15 protein-coding genes are annotated in these 19,112 nt (G+C 40.3%); 4 read left to right on the top strand and 11 right to left on the bottom strand.

The features are described from left to right. Positions 1 to 182: 182 nt before the first annotated feature. The 4 genes from PHT93_RS02570 to PHT93_RS02555 all read left to right on the top strand — a co-directional run bounded on the left by PHT93_RS02570 (position 183) and on the right by PHT93_RS02555 (position 8,462). Positions 183 to 3,203, top strand: coding sequence for a TonB-dependent receptor (locus tag PHT93_RS02570; protein ID WP_300239090.1), 3,021 nt, complete (start codon positions 183 to 185; stop codon positions 3,201 to 3,203). 30 nt (positions 3,204 to 3,233) lie between these two features. Further along, positions 3,234 to 4,730 (top strand): RagB/SusD family nutrient uptake outer membrane protein, encoded by a 1,497-nt coding sequence (locus PHT93_RS02565; protein WP_300239088.1) that lies wholly within the window; start codon positions 3,234 to 3,236, stop codon positions 4,728 to 4,730. A 104-nt stretch (positions 4,731 to 4,834) separates the two neighbouring features. Then, the gene (bglX, locus tag PHT93_RS02560) at positions 4,835 to 7,093 is read left to right on the top strand and encodes a beta-glucosidase BglX (RefSeq protein WP_300239193.1); all 2,259 of its coding nucleotides are present in this window, start codon (positions 4,835 to 4,837) and stop codon (positions 7,091 to 7,093) included. A gap of 58 nt (positions 7,094 to 7,151) precedes the next feature. Continuing rightward, positions 7,152 to 8,462, top strand: coding sequence for a glucoamylase family protein (locus PHT93_RS02555; RefSeq protein ID WP_300239190.1), 1,311 nt, complete (start codon positions 7,152 to 7,154; stop codon positions 8,460 to 8,462). On the opposite strand, the gene PHT93_RS02550 is transcribed toward PHT93_RS02555, so the two are convergent. From PHT93_RS02550 to PHT93_RS02500, 11 genes are all read right to left on the bottom strand, one after another. Continuing rightward, positions 8,452 to 9,000: a chromate transporter gene (locus PHT93_RS02550; RefSeq protein WP_300239086.1), complete on the bottom strand. Its 549-nt coding sequence runs from the start codon at positions 8,998 to 9,000 to the stop codon at positions 8,452 to 8,454. The two genes, PHT93_RS02555 and PHT93_RS02550, sit on opposite strands and share 11 nt — an antisense overlap. A gap of 1 nt (position 9,001) precedes the next feature. Beyond that, positions 9,002 to 9,532 (bottom strand): chromate transporter, encoded by a 531-nt coding sequence (locus PHT93_RS02545; RefSeq protein ID WP_300239084.1) that lies wholly within the window; start codon positions 9,530 to 9,532, stop codon positions 9,002 to 9,004. Positions 9,533 to 9,535: 3 nt separating this feature from the next. Beyond that, positions 9,536 to 10,588: a gliding motility protein GldN gene (gene gldN / locus PHT93_RS02540; protein ID WP_300239083.1), complete on the bottom strand. Its 1,053-nt coding sequence runs from the start codon at positions 10,586 to 10,588 to the stop codon at positions 9,536 to 9,538. Between the two features lie 15 nt (positions 10,589 to 10,603). After that, complete coding sequence (gldM, locus tag PHT93_RS02535; RefSeq protein ID WP_300239080.1) at positions 10,604 to 12,172, bottom strand: gliding motility protein GldM; 1,569 nt, start codon at positions 12,170 to 12,172, stop codon at positions 10,604 to 10,606. Positions 12,173 to 12,205: 33 nt separating this feature from the next. Then, a complete protein-coding gene (gene gldL, locus PHT93_RS02530; RefSeq protein WP_300239077.1) occupies positions 12,206 to 13,186 on the bottom strand; it encodes a gliding motility protein GldL in 981 nt (326 codons plus the stop codon). A gap of 32 nt (positions 13,187 to 13,218) precedes the next feature. Then, positions 13,219 to 14,643: an SUMF1/EgtB/PvdO family nonheme iron enzyme gene (locus PHT93_RS02525; protein ID WP_300239074.1), complete on the bottom strand. Its 1,425-nt coding sequence runs from the start codon at positions 14,641 to 14,643 to the stop codon at positions 13,219 to 13,221. Positions 14,644 to 14,646: 3 nt separating this feature from the next. Next, positions 14,647 to 15,588 carry a type IX secretion system membrane protein PorP/SprF gene (locus PHT93_RS02520; RefSeq protein WP_300239072.1) on the bottom strand — a complete coding sequence of 314 codons (942 nt, stop codon included), beginning with the start codon at positions 15,586 to 15,588 and terminating at the stop codon, positions 14,647 to 14,649. Positions 15,589 to 15,748: 160 nt separating this feature from the next. After that, positions 15,749 to 15,970 carry a DUF2795 domain-containing protein gene (locus tag PHT93_RS02515; RefSeq protein WP_005633363.1) on the bottom strand — a complete coding sequence of 74 codons (222 nt, stop codon included), beginning with the start codon at positions 15,968 to 15,970 and terminating at the stop codon, positions 15,749 to 15,751. A gap of 76 nt (positions 15,971 to 16,046) precedes the next feature. Continuing rightward, positions 16,047 to 16,610, bottom strand: coding sequence for a cob(I)yrinic acid a,c-diamide adenosyltransferase (locus tag PHT93_RS02510; protein WP_300239069.1), 564 nt, complete (start codon positions 16,608 to 16,610; stop codon positions 16,047 to 16,049). Between the two features lie 12 nt (positions 16,611 to 16,622). Next, complete coding sequence (locus tag PHT93_RS02505) at positions 16,623 to 17,378, bottom strand: SAM-dependent methyltransferase (RefSeq protein WP_300239067.1); 756 nt, start codon at positions 17,376 to 17,378, stop codon at positions 16,623 to 16,625. 171 nt (positions 17,379 to 17,549) lie between these two features. Continuing rightward, entirely contained in the window at positions 17,550 to 19,094 is a 1,545-nt protein-coding gene (locus PHT93_RS02500) for a SusD/RagB family nutrient-binding outer membrane lipoprotein (RefSeq protein ID WP_300239065.1), read from the bottom strand. Positions 19,095 to 19,112 lie beyond the last annotated feature (18 nt).

The following is a 19,112-nucleotide window of genomic DNA, read 5'->3' as shown; positions in this document are numbered from 1 at the left end:
TTATCAGAGTAGTTATACATTTCAAAGTACTAAAAAAGTGGTACGCAAACCGCAACATTTAACATGCCGTAGCTTTACAGTATGTTAAAATTTGCTATCTTAATTACTTGCGTCTTCTTTTGCATTCAAATCAACAAATTTACAGAATGTGTCTTTATGTTAAACCTAAAAAAAGAAAATGCATGAAAGCTAAACTAATGCTTTGTTTATGCCTTATCCTTGCGTCGGCCACTGCTTTCGCGCAAGGAAATAGTACTGTTTCCGGTGTGGTAACGGAAAAGGCCACCGGATTTCCGGCAATAGGAGTTAGTGTCCTTATTAAGGGGACAACGAATGGAACGATAACATCTTTAGATGGGGATTATTCATTGACAAATGTACCCGAAAATGGTACGTTAGTCTTTAGCTATGTAGGAATGTTAACTCAAGAGATTCCGGTTAACGGCAGGAATTCGATAAATGTGCTTCTGGAAGAAGATACTCAAAAACTTGAAGAGGTTGTAGTAATTGGGTATGGCTCGGCAAAATCCAAAGATTTGACAGCTCCTATCGATGTGATAAAAGAAAAGGAATTTGTCAACATCCCCACTTCATCACCGATGGCTGCACTACAAGGGAAAGTGACCGGTGTTAATATCATCAATGCGGGAACACCGGGTGAGGGTCCGAAAGTGACTATTCGTGGTCTCGGTTCTTTTGGTGATACCTCCCCTCTTTATGTTGTTGATGGTATGTTCTATGACAATATCAACTTCTTAAACAATTCGGACATTCAGGATGTAACTGTTCTTAAAGATGCTTCTGCATCAGCGATCTATGGTGTGCGTGCTGCAAATGGTGTTGTGATTATCAGTACAAAGAAAGGTACGCGTAATCAGGAAGCAAAAATTACTTACAACGGCTATATCGGCGTTCAGAAAGCGACTAATTTGTTAGAAATGGCAAACTCTCACGAATATGCAACAATGCTTATGGAAGCCGACCCCGATACCTACGGATATATCTTTGAAGGTTCGGTTAACACTTTTGGCGGAGATCTGAATTCGTTGACTTTTAATGCCGACACAGATTGGTATGATGAATTATTACGCACTGCGTTAATGACAAACCACAGTTTGAACATATCCGGCGGTTCGGATAAAGCAACTTATTCTACAGGCCTTAGCTATTTAGCGCAGGATGGTATTATGGATGTAGAGAATTATTATCGTCGCCTGAACTTCCGTACAGCTTTGGACTACGATGCAAGAAGTTGGCTGAAACTTGGTTTTAACGGAGTATTCAGTAACTCGGATCAACAATTACCGAACAACGCAGCCTGGCAAGGAGCATTCAATAATCCTTCCGTATTTCCGGTTTATGACAATTCGCGCGATGCATCTATATTCCCGAATAAATTTGCATCTCCGGAGCAAGTGGGTTTAGCGAACAATTTCTATAATCCGATTGCAACGGCTACCTATTTTGACAAGAGCAACAAGATTTATCAGGTATTGAGCAACTTTTATGCACAGATCAATATACTTCCTGAAAAATTAAATATTCGTACAAGTTATAGCTACGATTACAAATCTCTTGGTACTTCTAATTTTGTTCCTACTTATTATGTCGGTGCAAAACAACAAAATAACGTAACCAGTCTGACTAAAACAGAAAAGAGCTATAACAACTGGATATGGGATAACACCGCAACATATACCGATCAGTGGGGACAACATGAGTTTACCGGTATGCTCGGACTTTCTATGCGTAATGAGCAATATAAAATGCTGGAAGGAACGGCAACGAACGTGCCTGAAGGAGCTGACGTATGGAAATACATCTCTTTAGGTAATAAGGAAGGAGCCTTAGTGAAAGATGATGGCAGTCGTTTTCGCGGATTATCTTATTTCACGCGATTGAACTACAATTACGCCGGTAAATATCTGGTAATGTTTACATTCCGAGCTGATGGCTCTTCCAAATACAATGACAGATGGGGATATTTTCCATCAGTGGGTGCCGCATGGGTAATTTCCCAGGAGTCTTTCATGAAGGATCAGACAGTATTTGATTATATGAAATTGCGTGCAAGTTGGGGTAAATTAGGTAATGATAAAATTGCTGCAAGTGCCGGTTTCGCAAATGTAGATAACGTACAAGGTGTGTTTGGACTAAATAATGCGATTGACGGTTATGTGAATACATCAAATTTCAGTTGGCTTGGTTGGGAGGTTGTTAGCGAGACAAATGTCGGAGTAAACTTTTCAACATTAGGAAGACGCTTGACTGCTGATATAGACTGGTACCACCGTATGACTGAAAATGCAGTTATCTCACCCAAAATTCCAATGCAAAACTCAACTTTGGCCGGTAACTATGGAGAAATCCTGAATATGGGGGTTGATCTTTCATTGAACTGGGCTGATAATATCGGAAAGGATTTTGCTTATAACATTGGTCTTAATGCTTCTTTTTTACATAACGAAGTAAAAAGCCTTAAAGACAATATGACAATTATCAAAGGTGGTAAAACCGTAAACAAAGTCGGTGAGAAAATGAATTCTTATTATGGCTTCAAGGTAGTAGGAGTTTATCAGACAGCAGAAGAATGCGCTGCCGATCCGGTTGCTGTTTTAAACAATCTTGAGCCGGGGGATTTTAAATATGAGGATGTAAATAAGGATAACGTTATTGACGGAAACGATAAGCAGATATTAGGATCTTATGTTCCGGATTTCAACTACGGCGTAAACTTTGGATTCACGTATAAGAATTTTGACTTTAACGTTACCACATACGGACAAATGGGTGGAGAGTTATGGAATAGAAAACGTGCATTACGTTATGCTGCTTCAAATTATAACTTTGACAAAGCGCAGTACACAAATCGTTGGACAGGTGCAGGTTCTACGAATGAACATCCTTCGGCAAAGGCTTTGACAAAAACATGGAATGTTTCAGATAGTAATAATGCATCTTATTTCGTTGAGAGCTCTGATTTCTTCAGAATTCAGAATATTGCTCTTGGGTATTCTTTTAAGGATGTAAAAATGGGTAATTATGTATTGCCGGGTGTTCGTCTTTCACTGACCGCCGACAGACCGTTCACTACATTCAAAGCAAACAGTTTCACTCCTGAGTTATCTGATTCCGAAGGATGGGATACTGAAGTATATCCTTTGACTGCAACTTATACCTTTGGTGTTCAAGTTGATTTTTAAACCATCAAAAAACATTTAAAACTTATCATTATGAAATTTTTAAAGAAAAGAATACTATATATGCTTTCAGCTGTGGTAATGCTGGGAGGAAGCATGGCTTGTTCTGACTTTATCGATATAGATCCGGAAAACAAGCTGCCGGAAGAAAGTGTAGATTTTTCCAAGACAGAGAATATGTATCAACCGGTTGTCGGTGTTTATGCGAAAGTTCGTACATCCGGGATGCACTTTGCGAACAAACTTCTTTTGTTTGGCCGTGATGGAGATATGTGGTCGGGACGCACAGATGATCAAGGTGCGGCAGTAGATTTCGGACGCCATTTCAATTATACGAACTCATTTTGGGCATTGAATAATGTTTGGGTAACATTTTATGAGATTATCCGTATAGCAAATTCATCTCTGGAATCTCTTGATGGGTATGCTACTTATCTGACGCCAGGTACGGATGACTATTCGACTTATGAATCTTACTGCGCAGAAGTACGTACATTGCGTGCGTGGGCGTACTATCAATTAGTTACAAATTTTGGTCCGATCGTTCTTTATAAGGACAATACGCAAACCGAATTCCGTCGTTCTACGATAGATGCGGTATATAAATACATTTTGGAAGAAGATTTGAATTATGCTATGGAAAAATTACCGCGTTTGCGTCCTAATCAGATGACGCATACTGGAGCGGTAAGTGCTTTTACCGCAAAACTATTAGCAGCTAAAGTGTATTTGTTGCAAGAAAATTATGAACAGGTTGAAACATTGACGGACGATATCATCAACAATGGCAACTTCTCTTTATATTCCGATTATTACAGTTTATTTAAAATACCCGGCAAACTTTGCGATGAATCTTTATTCGAATGTCAGGTTACCGACTTTGGCAATGGTTCGGGAGAATATATCGGAGTTGACCAATGGTTTAATTGTGAAGGGCCATTCTCTTTGAAGAATCCGGACACAGGAACTTCCTTTGGCGGCTGGGGCTTTATGGGGTATGAATCTGAATTTGTAGCCTGGGCTGAAAATCGTGGCGAAACGGTACGTGCAGAAACAAGTTTTCTGAAAGCAGGAAGCACAACCCGTGAAGGCTGGGTGGTAAGTGATGCAAAAGGGACATCGACAGATTGTTGGAATGGTAAGGGTTATCTTCCTTATGACCAGCTGACACCGGGACGTACGACATATGGGCAAAATAATAATGTTCGCGTATTACGTTATGCAGAAGTTTTATTATTAAATTCCGAAGCAAAAATCCGCTTGGGTAAAAATGGAGACAACGGATATAATTTAGTCCGTGAAAGGGCACAAATGCCGACGAAGACAGGGGTTACATTGAGTGATGTATTAGACGAACGTCGCATGGAACTTTGTAGTGAATGGTGTAACCGTTATGTTGATTTAGTTCGTACGGGCGAAGCTGCAACCGTACTTGGTCCGAAAGGCTGGACTACAGAGAAAACATATTGGCCATTACCAGCGTCGCAATTAGACGACCTTTCCGACTTGTTACTTGATCCGATGGATTAATCAGGTCTTAAGCTATTGTTTAATGTATAATGAATAGTTAGAAAAACACAATCTATTATTTAAGAAAATCAAAGATGAGGAAGGTATTTGTGACAGCTTTGTGTATGTGTGCATTGATTGCGACTGCCCAGAATAATTCAGCAGACAGTAAAATGGATCGTTTTATCAACGACCTGATGAAGAATATGACTATTGAAGAGAAAATCGGGCAATTGAATTTACCCAGTTCGGGTGATATAACAACGGGACAGGCACAAAGCAGTAACGTAAGTGATAAAATAAGGCAGGGGATTGTTGGAGGTTTATTTAATATCAAAGGGGTGGAAAAGATACGCGAGGTTCAGCGTATCGCCGTGGAGGAAAGTCGTCTGGGTATTCCGTTATTGTTCGGAATGGACGTGATCCATGGATATGAAACCGCCTTTCCTATTCCTCTCGGGTTATCTGCTTCCTGGAATATGGAAGCTATTGAGCAGGCTGCCAGGATCGCGGCAACAGAAGCCAGTGCGGATGGAATCTGCTGGACATTCAGCCCGATGGTTGATATTTCCAGAGATCCGCGCTGGGGCCGTGTGTCCGAAGGAAATGGTGAAGATCCTTTTTTAGGAGGTGAAATAGCCAAGGCGATGGTACGCGGTTATCAAGGGACAGGGACAGAAAAGTATAAGGCTAATAATTCGATCATGGCTTGCGTTAAGCATTACGCGCTATATGGTGCAGGCGAAGCCGGAAGAGATTATAACACGGTGGATATGAGCCGTATTCGCATGTATAATGAATATCTATATCCTTACAAAGCGGCAATTGAGGCGGGTGTTGGTAGTGTGATGGCTTCTTTTAATGAAGTGGACGGTGTGCCGGCAACGGCAAATAAGTGGTTGATGACAGACGTATTACGTGATCAATGGGGATTTAACGGCTTTGTGGTGACGGACTATACGGGTATTCTTGAAATGGTAGATCATGGGATTGGTGATTTGCAAACAGTATCCGGTAGATCATTGAAAGCAGGTATAGATATGGATATGGTCAGTGAAGGTTTTTTATCCACATTGAAGAAATCACTTGATGAAGGTTTGGTTTCTCAGAAGGATATAGATCAGGGTTGTCGTCGTATATTGGAAGCAAAGTATCAGCTCGGTTTATTTGCTGATCCGTATAAGTATTGTGATGTAAACAGAGCGAAGAAGGAAATCTACTCGGATGAACATCGTGCAGCTGCACGCAAGATTGCTTCCGAGAGTTTTGTTTTATTGAAAAATGAAGCGAATACCTTGCCTTTGAAAAAGAAAGGAACGATCGCTGTTGTAGGTCCATTAGGGAATACAGCATCAAATATGCCGGGAACATGGAGTGTTGCCGTAGATCTGACAAAACCGGCTACGCTGGTAGAAGGCTTGAAATCGGTTGCCGGTAAGGACGTGGATGTACTTTATGCTAAAGGAAGTAACCTGACTGAAGATGCCGCTTTGGAAGCACGGGCTACATTGTTCGGTCGTGAGTTAAACAGAGACAACAGTACAGATGATCAACTAAGGAAGGAGGCTCTTGCTATAGCAGCCAAAGCGGATGTTATTGTAGCAGCATTGGGTGAATCGTCTGAGTTTAGCGGCGAATCAAGTAGCCGTACAACGTTGGGAATACCGGACGTGCAACAACTTCTGTTGAAGGAATTAGTAAAAACAGGGAAACCGGTTGTGTTGGTCTTGTTTACCGGCCGGCCATTAACCCTGACATGGGAACAGGCCAATGTTCCGGCAATCCTGAATGTTTGGTTCGGAGGAACGGAGGCTGCTTATGCAATAGGTGATGTCTTGTTTGGCGATGTTAATCCAAGTGGGAAGCTTACGATGACATTTCCGCAGAACGTAGGACAAATTCCGTTGTATTATAATCATAAGAACACAGGACGTCCATTAAAAGAAGGAGCTTGGTTCGAGAAATTCAGAAGTAACTATTTAGATGTCACCAATGATGCGCTCTATCCATTCGGATATGGCCTTAGTTATACTAATTTCACATACTCTGATCTGAAACTGAATACGACTGAACTAACGAAAGATGGGGAGATTATTGCCCGTGTGACAGTTTCGAATACAGGGAAAGTGGACGGAGCAGAAGTCGTACAGCTTTATATCCGTGACTTGGTAGGCAGTGTAACCCGTCCGGTGAGGGAATTAAAAGGCTTTGAGAAAGTCATGATCAAAGCAGGAGAGTCGAAAACGGTTCATTTTAAAATTACCCCCGAACTACTTAAATTCTATAACTACGATCTTGACTACGTAAACGAGCCGGGGGAATTTGAAGTAATGATCGGAGGGAATAGCCGGGATGTTCAGAAAACTAAATTCATATTGAAATAAACAAAAAGGAACCATGAAAATTAGACATACAGGTATAGCTTTTGCATTCTTATCAGTTATGATTGCATGCACTCAACCGCAGAAGAATCAAGAGACCCCAAAAGAAGTAACTTCGGAGATTACAGACGAAGCCTTGCTGGATAGTGTACAACGACGTACATTCAATTATTTCTGGGAGGGAGCAGAACCAACAAGCGGAATGGCACGCGAGCGCTATCATTTAGATGGAGTTTATCCGCAAAACGACAAACATGTAGTTACTTCCGGAGGTAGTGGGTTTGGTATTATGGCAATCATTGCCGGCATTGACAGAGGATATGTAAGCCGCGAACAAGGATTGCAAAGAATGGATAAAATGGTCTCTTTCTTAGAAAAAGCTGATTCATTTCATGGTGTTTATCCGCATTGGTGGAATGGAGAAACAGGAAAAGTCAGAGGATTCAGTGAAAAGGACAATGGTGGTGATCTGGTTGAAACTTCATTCCTGTTTCAAGGACTGCTTGCTGCTCATCAATATTATGTAAACGGATCAGACGAAGAGAAGGCAGTTGCCGCCCGAATCGACAAATTATGGAGAGCGGTAGACTGGAACTGGCATCGCAACGGACAGAACGTACTTTACTGGCATTGGAGTCCGGAGCATTCCTGGGAAATGAACTTTGCCATTCGCGGATATAATGAATGTATGATAACCTATATCCTTGCAGCCTGCTCACCCACGCATGAAGTGCCTGCAGAAGTCTATCACGAAGGATGGGCTGAAGGCGGTGCAATAATCAGCCCACATGAAACAGAAGGATATAAGTTGAATATGCGTTATCAGGGAACGGAAGCAGGTCCTTTATTCTGGGCGCATTATTCGTTCCTCGGATTAGATCCGAACGGATTAAAAGACCGTTACGCTGACTATTTTGAAGAAATGAAGAATTATACCCTGATCAACCGTGCTTACTGTATTCGCAATCCGAAAAATTACAAAGGATATGGTGAAAATTCCTGGGGATTGAGTGCCAGTTACACCGTAGATGGTTATTCAGCTCACGAACCGGCTGAACGTGGAGACAGAGGTGTAATAACACCAACGGCTGCATTGTCTTCTATCGTCTATACGCCGAAAGAATCTATGCAGGTAATGCGCTATCTTTATTCTAAAAAAGAGTTGTTATTTGGAGAATATGGTTTCTACGATGCGTTTAGTGAAACCGACAATTGGTATCCTCAGCGTTATTTAGCGATAGACCAGGGTCCTATTGTCGTAATGATTGAGAATCACCGTTCCGGATTGCTGTGGAAACTTTTCATGAGTCATCCGGATGTACAAAAAGGATTACAGAAATTGGAGTTCGAATCGCCTTATCTTAATAAATAAATAATCCCAACGCTGCGGCAATAAGAATCATCAGGATTGGATGTACGTTAAATTTCCAGGTGAGAATAAATGCCGCAGCAAAGATTATAAAACTCTTATAATCTATAAAATTTTCGCTATTCATCAACAAGAGTGCTGCAGCAGCAATCAAACCTACAGTAGCCGGTCTCAACCCGAGAAATGCAGCGGCAATATATCGGTTTGATCTGAACTTAGCATAAGACAGAGATATCAACAGAACTAATAATAAAGAAGGAAGGCAAACGGCAATTGTTGCAGTAACAGATCCTAAAACACTCATTTGTTGTGAATAACCTGCATTATGTACGGCTGTAAACCCGACATAGGTAGCACTATTTATAGCAATCGGGCCAGGGGTCATCTGCGAGATGGCAACGATATCTGTGAATTCCTGTGATGATACCCATTGGTGTTCATCCACTACATCCTGTTGAATCAAAGCCAACATAGCGTAGCCTCCGCCAAAACCAAACAGGCCAATCTTAAAGAATACATAAAAAAGTTTCCAGAATATCATACTACCTTCTTTTTATCCAAAAGTCATATATTATTCCGCCAAAAGCAGAAATCAGGATAACATATATAGGCGAAACGCCTAATTGCCAAATCAGCAAAGCTGCAACAACAGGAATTATCAGGATGCTTTTCCTAAGTTTCAATTTCAGTGCTGTAGTCAGACAAGGCACAGCTATTAATGCAACAGTAGCAGGGCGCAAAGCTTTGAATGCCTTTTCTATCCAGATATTATCTGTCGCATGCGTAAAGAACAAAGCGATCAACAAAATAATAAGAAATGAGGGTAAAACAGAGCCCAACATACAAACAATTGCTCCCAGTGTCTTTTTGAGCTTGTAGCCGATAAAGAGAGAGATATTGATAGCAAATGCACCGGGCAAGGATTGTGTTAATGCAAACAAGTCCATGAAATCATCATCATTCATCCAACCTCGCCCTACAACTTCACGCTGAATTAATGGAAGCATGGCATAGCCTCCGCCAATAGTGAAAGCACCGATCTTAAAGAATGTAAGAAACAGTGTCCAATACATAATCTATCGTCTTCCTCGTATGCTACGAACAGGCGAGCTTTTTTCTGCTTTAGGTGCTTTTGTCTTCGTTGCCTTACTTTGTTTGGTTGAAGAAACTCTGGAGGCACGGGCAGATCTTTTTACTTCTTTTTTATCCTTATCGTCCGATACTGCGGCAGTATCCGGTTGCAGATAAAGAGCTTGTTCAAATGCTACCAGCTGATTCTCGATACGTACTTGTTCTTTCTTCAGAGAATCCGGAGTCGGACAATATTCGACAAGCGAACGGTTCATCAGATTCTCCGTTTTAACAATTTCACCTTCATACATGCGGCGACGGAAATAATCATCTATCGTAAATGTCTTAGCATTGTTGGTGTTGGATGTCATAATATAATTGTTCCGGATATACGGACGAATATTTTCATACGGCAACCAGAACATGGGACGACGCTCTTCACCTAAATCACCTGCCGAATACAATATAGGACAAATAGCCAGAATCTTAATATCAAAGACCGAATTATTCTGATCAAAATACCATGCTTCTTTTACGTAGTAAGAGCGAACTTCAGAAGAAGGAATATCACTTTCGTTAATAACTAAAGAGGGTTCACCTCCACGCCCTTCTATTTCTTCGTAGAAAATATAATACTTATCAAGAAATTCTTTATTGAAGGTCACTTTATGTGCATCTGAAAAATCTTCATAATCCCCAAGATACTCATAGACATCTATTCTATTTTCACTAAAAACCTGAAAAATGGTAGAAAAAAGGTTTGATGTTCCGTTTATAGGACGAACCGGATAGTATAACGGAGCATTTTGTTCCTTCGACAAATCTACTTCACGATAAATAACACGCATCCAGCGCGCATTGCCAATCTCTTGAGTCAGCCGCTCATTCATATCCTGAGCACGGACGGTAAGCTCCGGCAGTGAAGAAGTAGATTCCTGAGTCCTTTCACCACGTTCAAGACGAGGAGTTCTGCGTTCCTGTTGTGTTTCCTGCGCTTTTACGGTTTCAACCGCAAAAAGTGTATTTATTAATGCTATTATGCAAAACAAGCGTTTCATATTCTATTCTTACTCTTAATTTACAATTACTTCAATCGTGTTCAATGTGCGTTCTATACCATCAGGACCTTTGGCTACTGCACGAGAAATGTAAAAACGTTTTCCTCTGGCCAGATTCCGTATTTTAGTTTTCTGTCCCGCAGTAAATTTTGTCCCTTGCGACACTTCCGGGATTGCATTTCCCATTGAGTCAAAGAAAGTCAATTCAAAACGAAGCACAGTATATTCTACATTCAACAGATCATCATCAATGGCGGCCAGTATTCCATCAGCGGCCACTAAGTCACGCTTTGAAATAGCTCCACCTTTGAAGCGACGAACATTCCCATTTGCGTCTTTATACTCGATATATGGTAAAGGATCAGGCAAAGCACGCACACGGAAAGAATACTTACCCATACTTACACTATTTCCATCTGCCATACGCGCATTGACTGAAACAACCGCTTCTGTCCCAACCTGAGAAGGACGTGCAGACCAGACTTCTCCTTCACGCGTCAATGTTCCGTTACTCATTGTTGCCGAAACATTGCCACTCGGCACGCCAGGAACGGCAATTCTTATAGGATTGGAAATACCTGCATATAGAACATTCATTAATGTAGGAGCAACCGTTGCCGTCGGTTCCGTGACAAAATATTCACTATTAAAATTGTGACGGGCAACTGTTCCGTCATTATTGGGCATCTCAATATATCCTTTCACGGGAAAAGTTCCTGCACTTCCTGCCGTAACAGAAAAGACTCCCTTGTTTTCATATGGTAATTCATTACCGTTCACAAAAATAGCAGGACGTTTTGTGGAGTCAACAGCCGAAAGAACAATACTGGCCTTATATTGGCTACCTCTCATAACCACCTGACTCTCGGGTATTACCTGTGCTCTGATCTGATTCACACGATAATCTCCAACATCCACACTACTTAATAAATTAGATAATACCTCTCCTTCTGCGGAACGAATATCATTCTGTAATTTAGTCAATAAAGTAACGGCAGCTACAACCGGCATATTCTCAAACATAGCAACCTCCCACGAAGGAGTGTTTGTGCCTTTTCTTTTGGGAGGAACCGTACTCAGATTCGCTTCCAGAACCTTTGTTTTTTCCGGATCCGCAATCATATCAGCCATCATCGTACGATAGGAATCCACTGCTTCGCGAAGTTTTTTTCCTTCTCTGGTTACCGGAGAGAGCATAATATAAGAAGAAGCTTCAATATTATCCTGACGTCTGATATTATTTACATCTCCTTTATCACCATCGGCATGTTTAACAATACGTTCTTTTAATGACTGAATATAATCGTACAGTTCGTCGGATTCCTTTCTTACCTGAATCCCTTTTTCATACCACTCTTTTACTTTTTCCGGATTATTGTGATAATAAGCCTCAAGATCTCCGGCTACTATATCGTTACGTTTTGTCGTATTATCTATAGAGGTTCGCATACTATCCTCCACCAGCACGAATCCGTCCAGGACTTCAGTAGAGATACTGAGTGCCATCATCGCAATAAAGACGATGTACATCAGATTGATCATCTTCTGACGTGGAGAATTAGGTTTATTAGCTACTCCTGACATATTTATTTTTTGATTTACTCTTTCTTATTCAGATTATCTTCCCATTTGTGAATCCGGGTTATTCGTGTAAGGGTTCTGATAAGAACCGGGAGGAGGCGTAGGTGCTCCATACATGTTTACCGTCATCGCTTGCAACAATCGTCCATACACCTGATTTAATTGGGCTAATTGTTGGGCCATCTTCTCCGTTTCACTACGGAATACAGAGCTATCCACTATCGACCCGTCATACAAATCTTTGATACGCCCCAAACCGGAATTTATATGCTCAATCGTTTCAATCTGAGAACTGATACTCTTCAGTTGGATTTCATAAATTGTATTCAATCCGGAAATATTACGGTTCAACATTTCCATTTGTTGCACATAGCCACGCGAATGTTGATTGATTCCGTCCGAATTATCCGTGATGCCCTTATAGGAATTCAACAGGGTGTCGGAAACATTTGTCAATGAAGAAGTGACAGTCGTAAATTTACCCATCTCATCCGACATGGTAGAAAGTTGTTCCAGATATTTTTGCGTTGCTTCCGTCAGTTCAGCCATTTTAGAAATCTGATCTGCTGCACCACTTAGTTTCTTTATACTATCTGATAAGTTTTTAGCATCATCTTCTGATACATCCAAAGCTCCTAATCCTGCACTTTTGGCTACCTCTCCCACATTTACATGAACACCATTTGTTTCACCGGAAGAACCATTTGTTCCTTCATACATATGCCCAATTCCTGCAGGTCTGTCCATTGGATTTTTAGATTTCAACACAGGGAATACCTCTTCCCATTGATAATCCATAGAAGGTTTCTCAAAACCGAACACGAAGAAAACACAGAACTCCGTAATCATACCCACTGCCAGCATTATATCACCATACGGTAAATGTAACAACTTGAACATTGCTCCGAGTATTACTACTGCAGCACCCCAGCTATAGAAGAAGTTCAATACCCGCTTTCCTTTATCGCTGGCAAGGAACATTTCTATTCTGTTTTTATATCTTCTATACTTTCCCATATTTATTGAAGTCTTTTATCGTCTGTTTTTCTTTATTTCTTTCCTTTTGATTTCGAAAATCCTACTTGTGTCCGAGCGCAACGGAAGCCAAGATAGGAACGAGTTTCATTTTGATATTCAAAAGTACGCATGTCTGAACGGATAAATTGAGAAACATCCTTCCACGATCCTCCACGAACCACTTTCTTCTTCATGTCGTACGGATCTTCCTTCGCTGCATTATAGCGTAAGTCAGGGTTCATATCATTCATCTGGCTTGGTCCGGATTCGGAATAAACCGTAGAAGTCCATTCAGCCACATTGCCTGCCATGTCATATAATCCGAATTCATTTGGAGCAAAAGATCCGACACGGGAAGTGATCAAATGTCCGTCTTCCGTATAATTTCCTTTTCCCGGTTTGAAGTTACCTAAGAAACAACCTTTTCCACTTTTCAGTTCATCTGTTGCCCAGGGATATTTATTTTCACTCTTACCTGCCCGTGCTGCATATTCCCATTCTCCTTCAGTCGGAAGACGGAATGCTTCAATAGCTTGTCCCGGCGGTAAATTAATAGATGCTTTATATAAGTCGGTTCTCCATACACAATAGGCAGTAGCCTGTTCCCAGGAAACTCCTACGACAGGGTAGTCATCGTATCCGGGATGAGAGAAATACATACGCATATACGGTTCGTTATAAGCGTTGTTAAAATCGTTAACCCAAGAGGTTTCATCCGGATAAATATTTACAATACGAGTATGCAGGAAGTCAGCATAATTACTCAAAGGACGCGTAATCGTTTCATTCACCGGAAGTCCTTCGTCATTAAAATAAGCCGTATCCTTTGAAATCAGAATCACTTCATTCGGATCTACAACGATATCCGTATTACGTACACGGTCATATGGATCAAGACGATGCTTTCTCAAAGCAGCCGAAGTATAATCATACCATTCGTATTTATAATTCATTTGCTTCTCATCCAAACGCTTCTCACCTGTAACAGGATGTACGTAATAGACACTTTCAATAGCTCTTAGCTCATCTTCGTTAGCTCGTTTCCATGGAATCGGGCGACTCCAATCCAAATGTGGTGTTACAGGCTCTCCGTAACGGTCTTCCGTTATTTTAAACAAATCATTTCCTCCATAGGCTGGGTCTGCCAAACGTTCGCGAATGATCGAATCCCTTACCCAGTAAAGGAATTGGCGGTATTTAGCGTTGGTCACCTCCGTTTCATCCATCCAGAAAGCATCAAATGAAACACCTTTTGTTTCCGGCATAATCCCCCACAGAGAATCTTTGTCTGCCGGTCCCATCTCAAAGGATCCTCTTTTTACCAGAACCATTCCATACGGTGCCGGTTCGTTGATGGCTACCGTCCGGACTCCTGTCACCTCTCCGCTTCCCAGCATGGAGCGTCCGCAAGAGGATAATAAGGTTGCTACTATCAGTGCTATTAAAACTTTTTTCATATACTATAATATACGTACACTTTTATGCTTATTCTTTCCTGTTTTTGTTTTCTTCAGTTTTAAGGCATAACGAATCATTAATTCATGACTTCCGGTAGTCCCCTTCAGTATTGGAGTAGTAGGGAAATCATATGCATATCCCACTTGTACCCTTCCGAAAGTTGCGCCAAACAAGAAGACAATGGATTCGTTTACACGCCACGATAAACCTCCGTTAAACATTTTATTATATACCACCCGCCCTGTTATATCTGCCTGAAACGTGCGCGTATCAGTCTTCAGAAAAACAGAAGGTTGCAATTCATACAACGGGTTCTTTAGCTTAATATTGTATCCGCTCACCAAATTATACGAACCGGCAATATAAGAATATACATTCTCATCCAGCATTAATTCGGGTTCGGTAACGTGCATGGCTCCCACTCCGAAATAGAAATTCTTTCTTGTATAATAAAGGCCGGCATTGATATCAAAAGAAGTTCCACTAACTACGGTGCGAGGAATAGCAGAATCGTCCGTTTCATATCCTTCGGGAAAATAAACATCATCTCCATTAAACGACTGACTGACGATGCCGACCTGAAGACCAACAGACAGAATTCCACCAAATAATTTTTGTTTGTTCGCATACTGTCCCGCAATATGCGTGTTATTGAAAAGTCCAATGCTTTCAGTAAACAAGACACCCCCCACTCCATGAGTAGTTTCTCCCAATTTCAAAGGCATGTCTGCCGTTACAAAAAAAGATTTCGGAGGATTTCCCTTAAAACCGAGCCATTGTTGACGATGAATACCGAAAAGATTCAGGTCCCCTGTTGTTCCTGCATAAGCAGGATTATAATACCCCATAGCCATGAAATATTGACTGAACTGGGCATCGTATTGAGCCTGAGCAGCAGTTGTTACACAAAGGAATAATATAATGGAACGAATAACTCTCTTCATTGTCAACATTAATGCGGACAAACATATTATCTGCATATTATATATACAAAACGAGCGGAGAGACAATAAATTGTACAACCGCACATAAAGCAAACGAGGTAGGGAGATACTCACACCTCACTACCTCGCTTTATTTACGAATCTTGTCGTTTTTTATTCATTAATACTCTTCTTCATTAAAGAAGAAATCTTCTTTGCTCGGATAATCAGGCCAAATATCTTCCATACACTCGTATATTTCACCTTCATCTTCCATTTCCTGCAAATTTTCAATCACTTCTAAAGGCGCACCAGAACGTTGTGCATAATCAATGAGCTCATCTTTTGTTGCTGGCCAGGGTGCATCTTCCAGCTTCGAAGCCAATTCTAATGTCCAATACATAGTTATTTAATAATTTAATAACCACCTGTCGGATGGTCTGATTGTCAAATTTTCCGCAAAAATAAGACAATATTCTTTAGATGCAAGTAGAATCCCAAATAATTTCATCGCCCATATCTTTTATGCATAATTTTCTGGCCAACACAAACAGATAATCGGATAATCTATTTATGAAAATAAGAACATTTTTATCAATTTCTACACGTGGTTCAAACGCATAAACACAACGTTCTGCACGGCGACAGACAGTACGGCAGACATGAGCCAAAGCAGACGATCGGCTACCGCCTGGAAGAATAAAGTTAGTCATACGCGGCAAAGCTCCATCTATACGGTCTATTTCTTTTTCTATACGACTGACACTCTCGTCCGTTACCTGACTTTCAATCTTTAATTCCGTATTTTCCTGATCGGTTGCCAGATAAGAGCCTATATTAAAAAGTTTATGTTGCACGAATTTCAGAAAGACCAGATCATCTGTATCTGTCAATTCTGCAGCCAATAAACCTATAAAGGAGTTCAACTCATCAATTGTACCATAACTTTCAATGCGAGGATCTGTCTTTGACACTCGTTTTCCTCCGACTAATGCTGTAGTGCCTTTATCTCCGGTACGTGTATATACTATACTTTTCTTCATAACATTGTTTTTTTAAAATGATACAATATAATTCTTTTTATGCAATTTAAGATTAAAGAATACTATTCCGAATTCGAAAACATCTATTGTAACACCAACCTGTGGATGCGAAAGGAGTTCTTCCCAGAACTTTTCCATCTCTTTATTTGCTTTTATTCCTGCAATAATCAGAACTGTTGTTTCGCCACAATAAGGCAGGCAAGTTTCAAATGCATAACGGTTCAGATCGGTATCATTCAGAAAATCGAAATAAATCAAATCCGGATTTTCCTTATTTTTTAACATCTGGGCTAAATTATCCCGGCAATTATCCTCTATTAATTGTATATTTTTTGCCTTATGTTTATCAAAAACTAAACGATTCGCAGAGACTCTTTCCGGTATTTCTTCCAAAACAAAAGTTTCTACATTCGAAGAATAAGAAGAAAGATATAAAGATGCAAAACCAGTCACGCTCCCTATCTGAAAAACTGTATGTGGTTTAAAATAGTTGGTTATCCGCATTAGAAGCGCTCCACATCTGGAAGAGATTACTGACTGCTGAATGAGTTCACGCAAAGGAAGAGTATCTTTCTTTTCTTCATAAAAGATCTTTCTACGTGTCAGTTCAATATCATTCAGGCAGTAATACGGAGCACGCTCATCAATTACTTTTGTGATAAAATTAAACACAAAAGGAGAATGAACGCCATGTCCTTTGCGATAGCGGATTTTCCGGTATAACAAAACTCCCGGTTTTAAAACTTTTTTTCCTGAGGCTATATTCATAATCTGATTACTTATCCTTTTACAAAGATAATATACTACAGGGTATATTATCTTTTTTTGAACAATGATCAAAAGAAAACTCCCTTTGTTTTTTCTTTCAATGGTGGTCAAAAGAAAAACAAAGGGAACATTAAAATGTATCAGGAGATTATTTCGTCCCCACCGGTCGGTTTAATTTAATATCCACATAATGCCATTGAAGTCATCACTACCTCCGTATTGGCGGTCAAGTGCTTCCTTCAGATTGTCATTATTATAATCAATCTCAGATTGAGGGTATTGCCATTTTGTCGGGAATTTTGTATTATCCGTCGGATTCATATTCGAATTTGGATTTAAAATAAATTCCGGATAGCCTGTACGTCTGAACTCGAACCAGGAAAAATATTGATTATGGAAGAATCCTGCCATATATTTCTGGTCAATAATCTGTTTGATTTTATTATCCGGACTACCTGTCAAGGCAACCTGATCTGTGTATGTATTAATATACGCATCGTCGATCGAAACGCCATGTGTATATTTGCTATCCGTATAGCGAGCATAGAAATTCATAGAGTTCTTAATACCATTAGCATAGTGTGCTTGAGCATCATCATTAGTCCATCCACGAACCGCTGCTTCTGCCAATATAAATTCAACATCCCAATGACATAATAATCCGGCAGGTTCTGCTGTAGCTGATTCAACGTAGCGGAGGTTCAGATCACTGTATTCGCCACTATTCTTTTTATCAACAGTCACATCAAACTCATCAGAAGCTTCAACTCCAATGTACGCATCAAAATCGGAAGCAGATTTACCTTGACTTAACAATAACTCTGCAGGTTCTGCAACACAGAACAAACGTCTGTCTTTATTTTCTTTCAGCAGATCAATGTAAGTAGCGGATAACATCGTATATTGAGTAAATGGATTCAAGCTGACAGCGGTATTGCTCCATGGATAACAATACCCTCTTGCCTCAGTATAGGTTACCGCGAAATTATCTGTAAAATCTCTCATTAATGGACGCTTCGCAACTTCATTGAATTTACTTATTACATTCAGATCCGTATCATCGGTCTTATTGGATAAGTTTATCAGAACATACAACTCAAAGCTATTAACTAATCTGCGCCATTTATCTACATCACCGCCATAGATAAAATCACCTGAAAAATTTTCTCCTTTAGAGAACAAATCATTTGCTTGATCAAGTTCTTCGAGAATTCCCTTGATTACGTCTTTCTGCGTATCGTACTTGGGCTTAATCAACCCTTCGTCTCCTTGTATTGCTTCAGAATAAGGTATATCACCAACATACATCGTCAGTTGAAAAAACTGCCATGCACGGATAAAGTGTGCTAAAGCCTCATACGAATTATTTGATTCAGGAGTTAATACACTGGCATATTCCAACATTGGTTTTATATTTTTCAGAGTAAAAAGATAATTACCAAAATCGGCTCTTCCTAAGTTGTTATACTGGGCTCCTTCTTTTCGCTCTGTGAAAAGAATATACTTACTCTGTCTGTAAGGGCCGAGAAAACTTTTTTGTGTACTTATATTAGAAGACGTAATCGTTGTAATCATTCCTGTAGCAAGCCAGGGAGCAGTAGCTTCAGAAGGCTTGTCTGGATTGGTATTTATATCATCAAAGTTATCGCATCCCGATAAAGATACACCCATTAACAGAATTAATCCTGTTGCTATATTTTTTAATTTAGTATTCATATTGTTTATCAGTTTAAT

Source organism: Massilibacteroides sp. (genome assembly GCF_028705895.1).
In the GTDB taxonomy this organism is placed as follows: domain Bacteria; phylum Bacteroidota; class Bacteroidia; order Bacteroidales; family Tannerellaceae; genus Massilibacteroides.
This window is presented reverse-complemented; position numbering and strand designations above follow the sequence as displayed.